This window comes from Dactylococcopsis salina PCC 8305, assembly GCF_000317615.1.
Lineage (GTDB): Bacteria > Cyanobacteriota > Cyanobacteriia > Cyanobacteriales > Rubidibacteraceae > Halothece > Halothece salina.
Genome location: NC_019780.1, coordinates 1,504,422 through 1,519,768, shown reverse-complemented (window position 1 = coordinate 1,519,768; position 15,347 = coordinate 1,504,422). Strand labels below are relative to the sequence as shown.

The following is a 15,347-nucleotide window of genomic DNA, read 5'->3' as shown; positions in this document are numbered from 1 at the left end:
TGTTACGGAATTTTAAGTTAGTTTTTGTTAGCCTTTGATTTACGCCGTAATGGTCGCTATTAAGTACCGTGAAGTCAATTTCTATTCACATTATTGAGGGGAATCCTCATTTACGATCGCTTCTGGGTTGGCATTTACAACAAGCAAAGTTTTCTGTGCGTCGGTCGGGAAGCATTCAACAAGCGAAACCGTTTCTAGAAGCTGGACAACTGATTTTAGTGATTTTAGATGCTGATTTGTCCGATGGAGAGAGCTTAGAGTTCTGTTATTGGTTACATTGTTACTCTCAGTCGCTGATTCTCATGTTATCAGCACGAGGGGCGGAAAGTGATATTGTTGCGGGTTTAAAGGCGGGTGCAGATGATTATTTAGTGAAGCCTTTTGGGATGCGAGAGTTTATGGCGCGAGTGGAGGCTTTGTCACGGCGCTTCCGAGAGGTGAATGTTCCTCTCTTGTTAGATTATGGTCAGTTAAAAATCAATTTGGCGCAACGTAAGGTTTATTTACAAGGGAAAAAGGTGGAGTTTACACCACAAGAGTTTAGTTTACTCTATGTTTTGGCTCAGGCTCAAGGAATTGCTTTGTCTCGCTTGGAATTGCTCCGCCGTGCTTGGCCAGAGGCGATCGATAATCTCCGCACCATCGACACTCATATTCTATCCTTACGGAAAAAACTCGAAATCAATCCGAAACAACCGCAGTTAATTCAAACTGTGCGTAATGTTGGCTATCGGTTGAATCTAGAGTTGTTGCAACAAGAAAGTGCTCGATCGATCCCAAAACCCCTTTCCCTCCATGAATCTAAGTTAAGTTAAGGTTTAACCGCGCTGCGATCGAGTCCTAATCCTGCAATACTAATCGTAACAATGGCAACCCCAATCATCTGTCTGGGTTCGATCGATTCTTGTAAGATGATCCACGCCAAAACCGCAGTTAAGGCGGGTTCAATTGATCCCACTAATGTTGCTGTGGAAGCACCAACCAAACGAATGCCAACATTAGTAAAAACTAATCCTCCCACCGTAATTAATCCTGATCCCAGACTCCAAATCAGGAGAGGAAGCCAGACATTTGGGGAAATCGTAATGTTGAGGAAAAGTAGCGTAAAACTAGAAAAGATGAAAATTAGCGTAAAGGTAACGAGAGAAAAAGAGAGGGCATGAAAGTTAAGCAAAGCCGTTTGTGCTGTCACCGCATAGAGGGCAAAACCTACGCCAGCGCCTAAAGCACAGATCACTCCTAGAGTAAACTCTGAGGAAACATCTGCTTGTAATTGAGGTGTCACCAGAATTAAACCAATCACCACTCCCATGAGAATTACACCCCGAAAAATAGTGGGACGCAAATGATTAAACCACCAGCCCCATAACATGGCAATAATCGGGTGAACAAAAAACAGCGTCACCGCAATTCCTGCTGGAATTTGCCCGATCGCCAAATAGAGTAAAATTACAGTAAAAAAGTAAATGCTACCACTGATTAACGGTGATTTTAACTCCTGTTTCCCCTTTACAATTTCCAAAAACGTTTGGGGATAGATGCGCCAAGCAAGCAAACTCAGAAAGATCACCATAAAAAAGGTTCGAGTTTGCAAAAACAGGATCGTATGCTCAAAATCAGAAGGAAGCAGCCCACCGAGTTCAGCATTTCCCTGAAAAAACACACGGACAACCACATTTTGCATTGATAAAAACGTGGCTGCCAGAAGCATCGCAATAAAACCAAACATATAGTTAGGGTTTGCTGAAAAAGTCCATTGGTTGGTTTAGTAAGGCAAGAGGCAAAAGGCAAGAGGCAAGAGGTAAGAGGCAAGAGGTAAGAGGTAAGAGGCAAGAGGTAAGAGGTAATATTTCAAAGTTTTGATGCAGGGTTTTCACTATTGAGCGTTCAATTTCCTTGCACTTTTTTGAGGGGTTAAGAGCCTTAAAGCCTCATTGGGTAAAGGTTTCAGTTTTATTCAGGAAACCCTAGTTAGTCAAAACAAAGCAGTAGAAGCCGAAACTCCTACTGCTGATGATTGATGATGAACAGGCGACGTTAGAAGTTAATCATCATAGACGCGGCATTCCGCCGCTTCGGGATTCTCGTCACAATACTGCTCTAAAGAAGTTTTCTTGGGTTTCTCAGAGCGTTGATGGGCATATTCCGCTTGTAACTCTTCTACAGTATCCCAAGCAACCGCACAGTCTTGAGACTCAGTGCCTTCGCTGCCACAAACTTCCCGTGCCTCTTCACGTTGCTGTTCAATTTCTTTTTCGATATTACTCATAAACTATCACTCCTATAATTGCGATTCTTTTAGCTGAAAAGAAATTTAGTAGTACCTTTACCATCTCCTACTACCTTAACGTACATTATCCGATCGACATCTCTGTCAGAAGAATTTAATTTCATTTTTAGAATTTTGTAGGAAAAGCCATCTAACCTATTGCTGAGTAGAGAGGCGAAGGGTATATTGATGATTTTGTCCTTGCTCGTCTCCCACATAAACTTCATAAGTGCCAGGCATCCACACTCCCGACATAGAAGCACCATCTCCAGAGTCCGCCAAAATACAAAAACGTCCGTTCGGTCCTTTCACCAGAAGAGTCGGGTTTTCCCCTTCACTCTCCACACTCATGCGTAAATAATTCATTCTTTCCGACACCTGAATCACCTCTTGTGGCGCACTGGGAACAAAGCCACAATCATTGCTATCTACTGCTCCTCCCGATTGACCTGACCTAGTAACCGGTGCCGAAAAGTCGCTGGTGATAGAAATTGGGTCGGCAAGCAAGCGAGTTGCCGTTAAACCGAATAAAATGGTGGCAAGGGTTGTGGTAAGAAAGGGGTGGAGGGTTTGACGTTTCATTTTGAATAAACCTGTAGTGGGGTTGTTCTATTTATATTATCCCTTAATTAAGTAACCAATTTCTCCCTCACCTGTTCATGTTTGTTAGCTGTCCATTTAATTACAAAAGGAAAGGAAAATGAATCAACCAAATTCTCAAACTGACTGGGAAAAACGACTCCAAGAATTAGAAGCGGAGGTCAATGCTAGTGATGAAAAACAAACCACGAATCAAGATTATGTTTCGCAACCGTCTCCGATGAGTGCGAGTTCTAATCAATTTTCTAGTCAAGTACAAGGGATAACGAATCAAGTGCGTCGCTGGTTTGATGAGCTTCCTTTGCTGGGAAAAGTCGTTGTTGGTGCGGTGGGAGTCGGAATTAGTCTCTCTCTTTTGAAAACCGTTTTTCAGTTGTTAACCTCGGTGTTAACGTTGGCGATTATTGGGGCTTTGGGATATGTGGGATATCAAGTGTTTATTAAATCTCAAACCAATAAATAGGGGTTGCTGAAAAAGTCCATTGGTTGGTTGAGTAAGGCAAGGGAGATGGGGAAGATGGGGGAGATGGGGGAGATGGGGGAGATGGGGAAGAAAAATCGCTTCCTGAACTTAATCGCCTCAAATCCTTATTTGGTAAAACTTTCAGTTTCCCAACAGGAGGCACTAAATAATAAGTAAGCCCGTTGGATAGTCTCCTGATTCCCTACTTTTGGGGGAAAATTAAGGAGATTAAAAAATGCTATCAATCAAGTTTTGTGAGATGATATTTCTGATTAAATAGGAGCAACGATGGAATTACGATCGCTCGGTAAGTCCAATGTGAAAATTGCCCCGATTTTGATGGGGACATGGCAGGCTGGAAAGTCAATGTGGACGGGAATTAATGATTCAGAAACGATCGAGGCGATTCGATCGGGATTTGAAACGGGTATCACCACCATTGACACCGCCGAAATTTATGGCGACGGGTACTCGGAACAAATTGTCGCAAAAGCGGTGTCTGATGTCAGAGATCAGGTGCAATTAGCCAGTAAGGTGTTTCCGACTCACTTACAGTTTGACCAGGTAATTGAAGCCTGCGATCGCTCTTTGCAGAATCTCAAAACCGATTACTTAGATTTATATCAAATTCATTGGCCCAGTGGCTCGTTTAATAGCGAAATTGTCCCCATTGAAGAAACCATGAAAGCCCTAAATACGCTCAAAGAACAGGGAAAAATTCGTGCGATTGGGGTTTCTAATTTTTCTCGCGCTCAACTGGCGGAAGCGCAACAATATGGACAAATTGATAGTGTTCAACCGCCTTATTCTCTGTTTTGGCGACAAGCGGAAAAAGAACTGATCCCCTATTGTGTGGAAAATAATATTTCGGTGTTAGCTTATTCTTCCCTCGCGCAAGGGTTATTAACTGGTAAATTTGGAGCAAATCATCAGTTTGAGGAAGGAGATCATCGCGCCAAAAATAAACTGTTTCAAGGAGAACATTATCAACGCGCACTGGATGCGATCGAGCAACTGCGCCCGATCGCGCAAAAGAAAAACTGTACCTTAGCGCAATTAGCCCTCTGTTGGTTAATTGCTCAACCCAACACCTGCGCGATCGCGGGCGCAAGAAACCCGCAACAAGCCCTCGGAAACGCTAAAGTCGCCACGATCAACTTATCAGAAGCCGAATTAGCAGAAATTGATCAAATTGGGCGACAAGTCACCAATCATTTAGATGATAATCCCGTGATGTGGACGTTTAATGTGTAATCTGAAATCTCTATTTATTGGAAAATCCAGTTAATTCCCCCCAGTATTGGGGGTTAGGGGGCGAAAAACATCCGTTTTTGTATAAGCAATTGTGGCACAATAGAAGTGATCTCTACCACAATATTCGGCAAACAGAATGGGTGTTACGGCACTAGCTTTTGATAACAGCTTAAATCATACTATTGATGTGATGTCAGGAATTTGGGGTGGGATTGGTGATGTCTGATGGCGTGACAGTAGAACCGATCGAAACCGAAAAAGGAAAGCAATGGCAAATTACCCCTTTCAACAATTCAGTTTCTTCGCCAAATGATAGTAAAATTACAGTTCCTCCCGATACCCTGTTTACGATAGAGTTAACCGAGGAATGGCAGTATCCAAAACCATGAAATCAACCACTGAGCTTACCTTACATATTTACATAGAAGGGAGTCCCGAGCAGACTCTAGATGTAGCTCAGGATCAGGTGATCCTCGGTCGTTTACCTGAATGCGATGTTTATCTTCCCTCTTCCGAAGTTTCTCGTCGTCACTGTCAAATTCGACGTTTGGCGCAAGGAAAATGGCGTGTTGAAGATTTGGGGAGTACCAATGGGACACTTCTCAATCAAGGTCGTCTTAACCAACCGACATTAATTAACGATGGTGATGTGATTCAACTGGGAAATGTCGGTATAAGAATGGAATTAGCAAAAAGCGCCTCTTCACCTGCTCAACCTGCCAAAAATCCTCGTCAAAGTCAAACGGAAGTACAAACGATTCTGCGTAGCGCCGAAGAGTTACAACAGCGTTGGATTGAAGGGGATCATGGTCAAGACCCCCTCAGTACAGACCATTTAGCTCATGCTCGTTTACAATACATTGTGGAAATTGCCAAAGGTTTGAATCGCGCGGAATCGATCGAGGCGATTTTTTCGCAGGTGGAAAGTGTGATTTTTCAGGAATTGCGTAATGTGGAACGTTTAGCGCTTTTGATTGATGTGGATGGGTCGGGAAAACTGGAGATTTATAAAGCCGCAGCGCGTCAACTTCACGGAGCGCAGGGAAGACAGTATTATCGTCAAGAGTTAAGCGATTTGTATAAGGGAGACTGGATTAGTCGATCGATCTGTCGGAAGGTATTTCAGGAAAAAGTGGCGATTAAAACCAAGAATGTTCAGGTGGATCAACGATTTGCTGAGGAAAAAAGCATCTTGATGAAGGGAATCGGCAACGCTTTGGCGGTTCCGCTTTGGAATGACCAAGAAGTAGTGGGAGTATTATATGCTGATGCGATGATGGGGTTCGATCAATTGTATTCCACTCAGGATCAAGATTTAAGTTTCTTCTCGACAATTGCGAATTTAGTGGCAGCGAGTGTCCAGCGTTGGCTTCTCACTCGCAGGTTACAAGAACAAAAGCGCATCCGTCAACGGTTAGAGCGTTATCATTCTCCCGCAGTGGTACAACAATTGATTACTTTCGGCGCGATCGAGGATTCTTTACTGACCCCCATTGAAGCGGATGTGAGCGTTTTATTTGCGGATATTGTGGGATTTACCGCTTTATCGGAACAATTACCCCCAGAGGAATTAGCAGACCTCCTGAATCGGTTTTTTGAGGAGATGTTGAAGCCATTGTTTGCGATGGGAGGAACATTAGATAAATTTATTGGTGACTGTATCATGGCATTTTTTGGCGCACCAGAACCGCAAGCCGATCACGCCGATCGAGCCGTCAAAGTCGCAAAAGCCATGTTAGAACGATTAAAAAGCCTGAATCAGTCTCGCGCTTTGTCTCATCCCCTAGAGTTAAGAATTGCGATCAATAGCGGGAAAGCCGTCGTGGGAGACGTCGGAAGCTCCCAACGGGTGGACTATACAGTATTAGGGGGAACGGTTAACCTAGCGTCTCGCTTGGAATCGGTTTGTGATCCAGGTGCGTGCGTGATTAGTGAAGAAACTTATCAGCGCTTAAAACATCAAAGTGCTTTTTCTCCCATTGGGAAATCTAAATTTAAAGGCATCGATCGCGCGATCACCGTTTATCGTGCCAAATGGCAGTAGGTTGGGTGAAGAGAAACGAAACCCAACAAGTAGGTGGGGTGAAGAGAAACGCAACCCAACAAGTAGGTGGGGTGAAGAGAAACGCAACCCAACAAGTAGGTGGGGTGAAGAGAAACGCAACCCAACAAGTAGGTGGGGTGAAGAGAAACGCAACCCAACAAGTAGGTGGGGTGAAGAGAAACGCAACCCAAACCGAGTTCTGATCACTGTAAAACAAACAAACTCATCAGGAATTTTCGCTGTTTCATCTCATTAATCTCGCAACTGTACAGGCATGACTAAATAAGTCATTTTCAAACCTCCCAAAGGAGTAAAAATAATCGGTTGACTTGCCTCATTTAATTGCATCTGAATTTCGTTCCCCTTAAACGCCTTCAAACCATCCATCAGATATTTCACATTAAAAGCAATATCAATACTTTCCCCTGTAATTTGTGCCGCGATCGATTCCGTCGCACTTCCCACTTCCTTCGCATCTACCGACAAAGATAACTGTTGATTGTCATCATCAATACTAAACTTAACCACATTATTTTGTTGATCCGCCAAAACCGCCACCAACTCTAAACTATTTAACAACTGCTTTCTTTCCAACGTCACCTGTTTAGAAAACTGATTCGGAATCAACTGATCATAAGCGGGATAAGCACCCTCTAACTTACGACTGGTCAAGCGTTGTGAATCTAATTCAAATGCCACTTGTACCTCATCACAAAGTAAATTAACCACAGCCCCTTCTTTTTGTGTCTTGATCATCCGCTCTAACTCTCGCAACGCACGAGCGGGAATTGTCACCGCAAAGCCTTCGGTTGCGCCCTCAATTCCTTCTGTAGTGGTATCTAACACCGCTAAACGGTGTCCATCAGTGGCAGCAAATTCTAAACTGTCTTCCTTGCGAGTTAAGTGAATCCCCGTTAGCACCTGTTTCGCCTCTTCCGCACTCGCCGCAAAAAGAGTCGAACTTAAACCATCAATCAACGCCTCCACAGGAACTTTCAACGCCTCGGTGGTACTAATTTCTGGCAGACTAGGAAACTCCTCCGCACTCATTCCTCGCAGACGAAAACGCCCAGACGCAGAAACAAGAGTCGCCGTAAAATTTTCTTCTTCTTCTTCCTCATCTTCCATTCCCAATAAGGTAATTTCTCCTTCAGGAAGACGAGTCACAATATCATTGAGAAGTTTTGCAGGAAGGGTAAAAGTTTTAGTTTCGCTCACAGATGCGGGAAAACTGGTTTGTAGTCCTAAACTCAGATCAAACGCTGTTAAAGTAATGCGTTGGGTTTCCACATCGGTTTGGAATAAAACATTTCCTAAAACAGGATGAGTGGGGCGTGAGGGAACAGCGCGACTAACAAGAGACAGGTTGGTTTTTAGGTCACTTTGGCTACAGACAATTTTCATAAAACGCTTAAATAAAGAATTCCTTCATTAATTTTTCTCATCCTCCATGATGCCTTATTTTGATCAGCCTTTAGAGACGCGCTATGGCACTTCTTCGAGGCTGTTATATTTGATGTTGGGTTTCGTGTGGAGGCTTTCCATGGAACGTCTCTACCCAACCCACGTTTTTGTCCTTTGTCTTATGTCTATGGCTTGACCACATCGCTGTTTTCAGAGGCGCGATCGCCCGTTATTTCAGCGCATAATCCTCGTAGGGTTTGCCTTGCCCACCTTATTTTTTAGGTAATTGCCTATAATTTGTGTTGGGTTTCGTCTTCTCCACCCATTGCAGTGACCAGTGATCAGTGATCAGTAAGCAGTGAATAGTAAGCAATTAATTCGTAACAGATTGTAAGCTACTAAGTAATTGATTAGATTAAGCACAACTGGTAACTGGTAACTGGTCACTGGTAACTGGTCACTGATTGGTGTTGGGTTTCGTAAACTCCACCCAACCTACATGATTGGTGTTGGGTTTCCCGTGGAGACGTTCCATGGAACGTCTCTACCCAACCCACTTTTGATCATTGATTGAGTGAACCTGGTATTAGACGGGAGAAAGGAGTTCCTCATCTTCGGGTGTAGCAGGAAGGTGAGTGCCAACGGTTGAAGGATTTTCTAAACCGACATCATGGCAATGTGGATCAATTCCCCAGCCGTTGCGAGGATAATCAGCACAGATGGCTTGATATTCTTCAATGGCTTGGTTGAGTTGTTCACGGGTGAGTTGGTTTAAATAGCCACATTGACCAATTGTTCCTTTTGGCATTGGTGCGGCTAAATTACCACCACGCTTTTGTACCATTTTCTCTTGCGCTGCCCAAAGGGTATCTTTATTCAGTAACACATCATGCCACAGACTTAACCCAAAGGAACTAATCAGCTTGAGAATGCGGTGGAAGTCGCTTTCTTTAATCCAGTTGTTACGATAGCTGAGATAAGCACCGAAACCCATTCCCGTTGCTACGGCGTGTCCGTGTAGTAATCCTGCTTCGATTTCAAACCCTGGCGACCAAGTATGTCCATAAGCATGAGGACGACATTGATGGGTTTCATAGAGGTTATCGTATTCTGCTTCTACATAACTCCGCATCGCTGCGCCGAGAATTTTTTGAGACAGAACACTGATGTGATCATGGCTATCACAGTCTAATGTTCCAAAACGAGTGGTGATTAAGTCTTCTCCTGCTTGTTCAAGGAAGCGGAAAAGTTCCTCATCTTTCACCACTGCCATTTTAATGATCTCAGCGATACCGTGTCTCAGCCAACCTTCTTCTAACGTGCGGAAGAAAGACCGATCGGTGATCGATAATACAGGAGCATGATAAGCGCCGAAAAGATTTTTATAGCCAAAGCCATCGCAACAGGTACGTGGGGAAGGGCCGGCATCAATTCCCGCAACAATGGAAGTGGAAAGCATCACATAAGGGGTGTTGCGGTGATATAAGGCGCAAGCCAAGCCACCCGTATCGGTGAGAACCCCACCGCCAACAATTAAAACGGGTTCGTTACGAGAGACTCCCAACCGTTTGAAATCTCCAAGCATCCGTTCAACGGTATAGATGCCTTTATCTACTTCCATCGCCCGATAAACTAATTTATCGAGTTTAATTTCGTGATACTCGAAATAGTTGTTAATTTGTTCGCCATAGTAGCGTTCTACGTTCTGATCCACTAAGCAGACACAGCGACCGAGGGAGACATACAAATCTCTTAACACGGTTTCCTGTGGGTCTAAACAGTTTTCTAGCACTTTAATTGAGGTAAAGGTGCTGGCGTTCATTACCGCTTCTACGGTTTGATCATCGTCTGTACTGACTACATAACCACGACTTTTACGATAGCTTGAGGTGGTATAAACTGCATGGGGATCGCGTTCTACGAGACGAGAGGAAAGTTCTTCATAAAATTTACCATCTGCACTTCGCAGAAGGCGATCGAGCAGTTTAATTTTTGCAATCTCAGAGTGATGAATGCGGTTAGAAAAGGTGTACCACTCAGAACCCGCGAGTTGATCAAACCCTAAAACCAGTTGTGCGAGTAAACCGAAGAAGTGACTCAAGGAGTGGTTAAGACCGGTTCGCAGTTGGCGACAAGCGGATAACCCCTCGATCGCGCCAGCTTCGGCAAATTCTTCTCCTAATTCTTGGGAAAACGCATCACTGTCAATGAGAGACAGTAATAAGTGCCTAAAAGGGGTACTGCATAAGATTTCCTCGATCGCGTGATCTAAATTTTCTTGCTGGAGAGGGTCACTGTCATAAGTGGCGATAAACGCCTGAACTGCTGAAGTTGTCTTAGTCATGGTTGATTTCTGATGATAAGGATGATTGCGTTAATGAATGAGCAATATTGCTTTATACAAGTTAACATAGCCTCTCATAATTCCCGAAAAAATTCTCAGATTTCTATCTTATGACAGAGAACAAAGGTTTAAATGATGCTGATTTCATCAAAAGGAGTTCCGATCAATCCCTTATCTTATGTTATTCACACGACATCAATCAAATTAAGAAAACTTAAACTTCTCGTTAATAATCTCGTTTGTCTTCAATCTTTTTAAGAAGCTGATAAAAACCTGATCCATTTTTTTAAAATTGCGTTATCACTAACAGAAGATGTGATTAAAATAACTGTGCTGTGACCAATTGTTCTTCCGTTGTAACTCCCAGTTCCCAGTCTCTTCACCCTTTACAGGAGTTTGCTTTGGCGTTAACTGCATGGGGAAAAGGACGTGATGTTATTTTTGCTGTTGATGTGACTCGCAGCGTGCGCTTGAATGATCAAGGACGGTTACGCATTGAACAAATTATTCGGGATAGTTTACAGCGTGGAGATACAGCTTATATTGTTCCGTTTGCGAGGAATATTCAAGTTGCGGACTCGATCGAAATTACTAGCAAAGATGACATTCAAACCGTTTTAAATCAGTTACCGTTACAGACAGATTTAGAAGCAAGAAATACCGACATCCAAAATGCAGAATTGTTTGTTTATCGGTTTTTAGCGCAACAAAATTACTGTCGCTTAATTGAAAATCAATCGATTCGAGAACAAGCTGTTGTCTGGTTAACGGATGCACCGTTAGCAACTGAAACAGGAAAAGATTGGATTGAAACGCCAGCAGATAGTCCTTTTTTACAGTCTAATTCTAATGAGAGTCAATTGCGAAGACAGTGGTTAGAAGTGTTACCACTTGACGCTCGATCGCGGGATATTCCCACGGAAAATAACGAACAATATCAATTAACGATTGTTGATATAAAGCCCACAGTTCAGGAATTTTGTACTCCCGCTCCCAGTGGGAAAGAAACCTGTTTAGTTAACCGTTATTTACTCCAACAATTGTGGCTACCAACGACAGGAATTATTCTCTTAATTATTAGCGCGATCGTTGCTTTAGGAATTTGGTATAATTGGCAGAAACCTTGGCAGATAACAATTGAAATTGAGGGGGAAGATGAAGAAGAAAACCAAGTTAAAACCTTGAAAGGAAATCAACGTTTAGCGATTGGGGATGAAGATGCTTCCGCGATCGATTATATTCCTTGTTCTGGGGAAGAAGTGCGAGGCTATCTGGAACGAAAACGGAATCAACTTTATCTTGTTCCTACCTTAGAAGCACCAATTTTTTATAAAGAAAAAGAAGTAGAAAAACGGATGAAACTGACAGGAAATAGGATTCGCCTGAATTGTCCTGAAAATCACCGTAAAGATTTTGAGTTTGTGATTAGAATTAATCAAAAGTAGGTTGGGTGGAGTTTACGAAACCCAACACCAATCATAAACAATTACCTAAACCTGATATAACCGCCAAATCTGGGGGAATCGCCCCCTAACCCCAAAATCTGGGGGAATCGCCCCCTAACCCCCAAATCTGGGGGAATCGCCCCCTAACCCCCAAATCTGGGGGAATCGCCCCCTAACCCCCAAATCTGGGGGATCGCCCCCTAACCCCCAATTCTGGGGGAATCGCCCCCTAACCCCCAATTCTGGGGGAACATTACTGAATCAATCAGAGGAGATATGAATGATGTACACACAAGATAGAAACTTAAGAGGAGTAAAACGCACAATTTGCATTGGTTTAGGAGGAACAGGAAAAAATGTTTTAATGCAGTTACGGCGGTTGATTATCGATCGATATGGCGATTTAAATGAACTTCCTCTTGTTAGTTTTGTTCACATTGACACCGATAAAAGTGCCTCTCAAAGTTCAGGATTACGCACAGGAAATACTTATCATGGTGTGTCTTTAAGTTTTAAGGATTCTGAGAAAGTTTCCGCTACGATGAGTAGTAAAGAAGTGACCAATTTTGTGCAAGGATTAGAACAGAGAAATAAGTCTGATCGAAGTAGTCCTTATGATCATATTGGTCGTTGGTTTCCACCGCAATTATTGAAGAATGTTAAAGCAGTAGAAGATGGCGCAAAAGGGATTCGTCCAGTAGGAAGATTAGCCTTTTTTCATAACTATTCTACTATTAAACAAGCCATAGACACAGCAGAAAGAAAAACAAGAGGACATGAAGCTAAATTATTACAAAAAGGACTTTATTTAGAACAAGGACTCAACATTTTTATTGTCGGTTCTTTGTGTGGGGGAACGGGTAGTGGGATGATATTAGATACTGCTTATAGCCTACGCAAAGACTATGGCGATCAAGGCGCACAAATTTTTGGTTATTTAGTAATTAGTCCCGACTTATATGGTACTAATAGTAAGCATAGCGCGAACACTTATGCAGCGTTAAAAGAGTTAAATCATTACAACACTCCTGGCAGTCAATTTCAAGCGGTTTATGACCCACAAAACTTAGTTTGGGTAGAGGAAAAACGATCGCCCTTTGATTATACTTATCTGATTTCTAGTCAAACCAGTGGCGAATATGTCATCTTAGAACAGCGTAAATTATGTAATGTAATTGCACATAAAATTGGTTTAGAATTTTCTAGTGAGTTAGCCCCAGTCATGGCGGGAATGCGAGATAATTTCCTTCCGCATCTCATTGATTGTGATGATCATCCTCGTCCTAATGTACAACGTTATTTAACCTTTGGCTTGGCTGCAATTTATTTCCCGCGCGATCGAATTGTTCAAATTGCCTTAAACCGAATTAGTTTAAATCTGCTGGAATTTTGGTTAAATGGAGAAGGACAAAACCCTGATGTGAATCAGCTTTTAGAACAGTTTATTATGGGGGCAAATTGGCACGAAGATTTAGGAAAGAAAGACAATTTTACTTCCCGTTTAGCCGAAGCGAGTCGTGATGGGAAATATAGCTTTTTTGATCGCTTGAAAAATTGGCGCAATAAGTTAGAAAAAGCCATTAACGAGAATACCAAAAAAGCAGACGATCGCGCTTCTCTCTATCAACAAATTGCTAAAGAATTTAAGCAAGAATTTCGGAAAGTGCAACCTGGAGAAACGGAAAGCGTTAGAGGAGAATGGATCACTCGCATCAAACAAGCACAACCGAAATTAACCGAAACTTTGAAAGCAGATATTGATCAGTTTTTAGTGGGTTTGCTAACTCCCAGTAATCCTCATTTTTCTTTGCGAGTGAGTCGAGAATGGTTGTCGGCGCTGTTGACAGAATTAAATAGTTATCAACAGAATTTAGAAGAACAGATCAGAAATCAGAGTCAGTTTAATAGTAGCGAAAAAGTTGATAAAGTCTGGGAAAATACGAAAGAAGATATCGAAGAAATTGAACAAAAATTTAAGCTGTTTGGGAATAAAGGAAGTAAAATTCAAGAAGAAGCGAAAAGTGCTGTCCAAAAAGTTAGTAAGTTAATTCGAGAAAACTTTGAACTCGCTTTAAATCAAGAAGCATTGAAGATTGTTAAAGCCTTACAAGAATATGTGCAAGCGCGATCGCGCGATGTGTCTAATTTAGCGCGAACTGTTGAAAGTTTAAAAGGAGATTATCAACAAGAAGAATCAGAATTAAAACAGCTAAACTTTGACGAAATGAGTGGGGAAGCAATTTTTAATGATGAAGACATCCAACAGTGTTGTGAGACTTTATTACCTTCAAATGAAGCGCGATCGCGTCTCGTTTTAGTCACTGATAAAATCACAGAAAACTTAGGGGGAGAAAAATGTTTAATCAATCTAATTGAACAAGATTATCTCAACGAACAAAGTTTACAACAATCTATTTATCAAGCAGTTGACGCACTTTTTGGTCGTCGCAGTTTAACCGTTGTTAACTCAGTAATCAAACGTTTCTTACAAAACTATCGCGGATCAGAACGTTCCATTCGCTTAACTCAAATTTTACAACAAGCCGAACCCTTATTAAAGCTAAATAAAGCCGATCCGCACTATGTTGATGACTCAGCTAAAAGTGCAAAAATTATCGGTTTTCAAGACACTGATGATATCGAAGTTCAGCAATTTAAGGATATTCTTTATAACGATTTAGCGATTCCAGACTCGCAAATTAAACCCACACAAGCAGAAGATGAAATCATTCTTGTCAGCGAATATGCAGGCTTTTCTCTACGATTAATTGAAGGGTTAGAACAGATGAGAAAACACTACCTAAAAGCGAGTTCATCTGCAAATGAATTTCTCCATAACGATGCAAAAACCACCTTTACTGATATCATTCCTCCTGATGCGAATACCCTCGAAGATTTACAAGATATTTTTTACCCTGCTTTAGCCTTACAACTGCTTTCTGAAAACAAAAAAACAGGAGAATTAGAGTTTACCTATTATGATCAAATGCGAGGTTATGAAAAAGAAGTTTCTCTTAGTCCAATTTGGGAACAAGCCTTAGAAACCCTGTATCGTCAAACTGACATGGCGAATACTTTGGGAAACCTTTTAGAGAAAACCATTGCTAACATGAAAACACAACCATCACAATGGGAACAAAATTATCGTCCTAAATTGCAACAATTTGTCCAGTTTGTAGATAACCTTCCTGATACCAACCCCAATTATCCCTATCGTGAGACATTATTAGGAGTTGAAGGAACACTAGAAACCCCATCCCAAGAAGGGGTTTTAGAACGATTTCGTAAGCGGATAGAAAGAGAAATACAAGCCTTTCTAATGTCTGAAAATACCTCACGAGTCATCGAAGGGGAAAAAGAATCAGTCTCGAAAGATCAAACAGAAACAGTAGAAGACGCAGAAATTGTTGAGGAAAATCAAGGATTAGATGAATTAGAAAAGTTAATTCAAATGAAAGAAAAAGGTCATTTGAATGATGAACAATTTGAAGTTGCTAAACGGAAGTTATTAGGACTTTAATAAC

14 protein-coding genes are annotated in these 15,347 nt (G+C 42.0%); 9 read left to right on the top strand and 5 right to left on the bottom strand.

The annotated features are described in order from the left end of the window. Positions 1-68: 68 nt before the first annotated feature. Complete coding sequence (locus tag DACSA_RS07585; RefSeq protein WP_015229192.1) at positions 69-815, top strand: winged helix-turn-helix domain-containing protein; 747 nt, start codon at positions 69-71, stop codon at positions 813-815. Here the strand turns inward: DACSA_RS07585 and DACSA_RS07580 are convergent. Beyond that, positions 812-1,729 (bottom strand): EamA family transporter, encoded by a 918-nt coding sequence (locus DACSA_RS07580; protein ID WP_015229191.1) that lies wholly within the window; start codon positions 1,727-1,729, stop codon positions 812-814. The two genes, DACSA_RS07585 and DACSA_RS07580, sit on opposite strands and share 4 nt — an antisense overlap. 11 nt (positions 1,730-1,740) lie before the next feature. On the opposite strand from DACSA_RS07580, the gene DACSA_RS22490 reads away from it, so the two are divergent. Beyond that, positions 1,741-1,863, top strand: a complete 123-nt coding sequence (locus tag DACSA_RS22490) for a hypothetical protein (protein WP_269544721.1) — start codon at positions 1,741-1,743, stop codon at positions 1,861-1,863. A 181-nt stretch (positions 1,864-2,044) separates the two neighbouring features. Here DACSA_RS22490 and DACSA_RS07575 read toward each other — a convergent pair whose 3' ends face one another. Both DACSA_RS07575 and DACSA_RS07570 read right to left on the bottom strand, forming a co-directional pair. After that, entirely contained in the window at positions 2,045-2,269 is a 225-nt protein-coding gene (locus DACSA_RS07575; RefSeq protein WP_015229190.1) for a Calvin cycle protein CP12, read from the bottom strand. A gap of 156 nt (positions 2,270-2,425) precedes the next feature. Then, positions 2,426-2,851: a hypothetical protein gene (locus DACSA_RS07570; RefSeq protein WP_015229189.1), complete on the bottom strand. Its 426-nt coding sequence runs from the start codon at positions 2,849-2,851 to the stop codon at positions 2,426-2,428. 118 nt (positions 2,852-2,969) lie between these two features. Between DACSA_RS07570 and DACSA_RS07565 the strand changes: the two genes are divergently transcribed. The 5 genes from DACSA_RS07565 to DACSA_RS07555 all read left to right on the top strand — a co-directional run bounded on the left by DACSA_RS07565 (position 2,970) and on the right by DACSA_RS07555 (position 6,630). Then, entirely contained in the window at positions 2,970-3,332 is a 363-nt protein-coding gene (locus DACSA_RS07565) for a hypothetical protein (protein ID WP_015229188.1), read from the top strand. A gap of 3 nt (positions 3,333-3,335) precedes the next feature. Next, positions 3,336-3,509 (top strand): hypothetical protein, encoded by a 174-nt coding sequence (locus DACSA_RS20445; RefSeq protein WP_156800699.1) that lies wholly within the window; start codon positions 3,336-3,338, stop codon positions 3,507-3,509. Positions 3,510-3,620: 111 nt separating this feature from the next. After that, entirely contained in the window at positions 3,621-4,586 is a 966-nt protein-coding gene (locus DACSA_RS07560; protein WP_015229187.1) for an aldo/keto reductase, read from the top strand. Positions 4,587-4,804: 218 nt separating this feature from the next. Further along, complete coding sequence (locus DACSA_RS20440) at positions 4,805-4,975, top strand: hypothetical protein (RefSeq protein ID WP_015229185.1); 171 nt, start codon at positions 4,805-4,807, stop codon at positions 4,973-4,975. Beyond that, entirely contained in the window at positions 4,972-6,630 is a 1,659-nt protein-coding gene (locus DACSA_RS07555) for an adenylate/guanylate cyclase domain-containing protein (RefSeq protein WP_015229184.1), read from the top strand. Before DACSA_RS20440 ends, DACSA_RS07555 begins: the two co-directional genes overlap by 4 nt. A 252-nt stretch (positions 6,631-6,882) precedes the next feature. On the opposite strand, the gene dnaN is transcribed toward DACSA_RS07555, so the two are convergent. After that, the gene (gene dnaN / locus DACSA_RS07545) at positions 6,883-8,034 is read right to left on the bottom strand and encodes a DNA polymerase III subunit beta (RefSeq protein ID WP_015229182.1); all 1,152 of its coding nucleotides are present in this window, start codon (positions 8,032-8,034) and stop codon (positions 6,883-6,885) included. Positions 8,035-8,620: 586 nt separating this feature from the next. Further along, the gene (locus DACSA_RS07540; protein WP_015229181.1) at positions 8,621-10,378 is read right to left on the bottom strand and encodes a sedoheptulose 7-phosphate cyclase; all 1,758 of its coding nucleotides are present in this window, start codon (positions 10,376-10,378) and stop codon (positions 8,621-8,623) included. A 335-nt stretch (positions 10,379-10,713) separates the two neighbouring features. Between DACSA_RS07540 and DACSA_RS07535 the strand changes: the two genes are divergently transcribed. Both DACSA_RS07535 and DACSA_RS07530 read left to right on the top strand, forming a co-directional pair. Next, positions 10,714-11,823: a vWA domain-containing protein gene (locus DACSA_RS07535; RefSeq protein ID WP_041235380.1), complete on the top strand. Its 1,110-nt coding sequence runs from the start codon at positions 10,714-10,716 to the stop codon at positions 11,821-11,823. Between the two features lie 283 nt (positions 11,824-12,106). Next, on the top strand, positions 12,107-15,343 hold the full coding sequence (locus DACSA_RS07530) for a tubulin-like doman-containing protein (protein ID WP_015229179.1): 3,237 nt from the start codon (positions 12,107-12,109) through the stop codon (positions 15,341-15,343). Positions 15,344-15,347 lie beyond the last annotated feature (4 nt).

What these genes read in the sequence shown, in the direction of transcription:
- DACSA_RS20440 (WP_015229185.1), top strand. Translation starts at nt 4,805, where the DNA reads ATGTCTGATGGCGTGACAGTAGAACCGATCGAAACCGAAAAAGGAAAG.
- DACSA_RS07575 (WP_015229190.1), bottom strand. Translation starts at nt 2,269, where the DNA reads ATGAGTAATATCGAAAAAGAAATTGAACAGCAACGTGAAGAGGCACGG.
- DACSA_RS07560 (WP_015229187.1), top strand. Translation starts at nt 3,621, where the DNA reads ATGGAATTACGATCGCTCGGTAAGTCCAATGTGAAAATTGCCCCGATT.
- DACSA_RS07565 (WP_015229188.1), top strand. Translation starts at nt 2,970, where the DNA reads ATGAATCAACCAAATTCTCAAACTGACTGGGAAAAACGACTCCAAGAA.
- DACSA_RS07555 (WP_015229184.1), top strand. Translation starts at nt 4,972, where the DNA reads ATGAAATCAACCACTGAGCTTACCTTACATATTTACATAGAAGGGAGT.
- DACSA_RS07540 (WP_015229181.1), bottom strand. Translation starts at nt 10,378, where the DNA reads ATGACTAAGACAACTTCAGCAGTTCAGGCGTTTATCGCCACTTATGAC.
- DACSA_RS07580 (WP_015229191.1), bottom strand. Translation starts at nt 1,729, where the DNA reads ATGTTTGGTTTTATTGCGATGCTTCTGGCAGCCACGTTTTTATCAATG.
- DACSA_RS07530 (WP_015229179.1), top strand. Translation starts at nt 12,107, where the DNA reads ATGTACACACAAGATAGAAACTTAAGAGGAGTAAAACGCACAATTTGC.
- DACSA_RS07570 (WP_015229189.1), bottom strand. Translation starts at nt 2,851, where the DNA reads ATGAAACGTCAAACCCTCCACCCCTTTCTTACCACAACCCTTGCCACC.
- dnaN (WP_015229182.1), bottom strand. Translation starts at nt 8,034, where the DNA reads ATGAAAATTGTCTGTAGCCAAAGTGACCTAAAAACCAACCTGTCTCTT.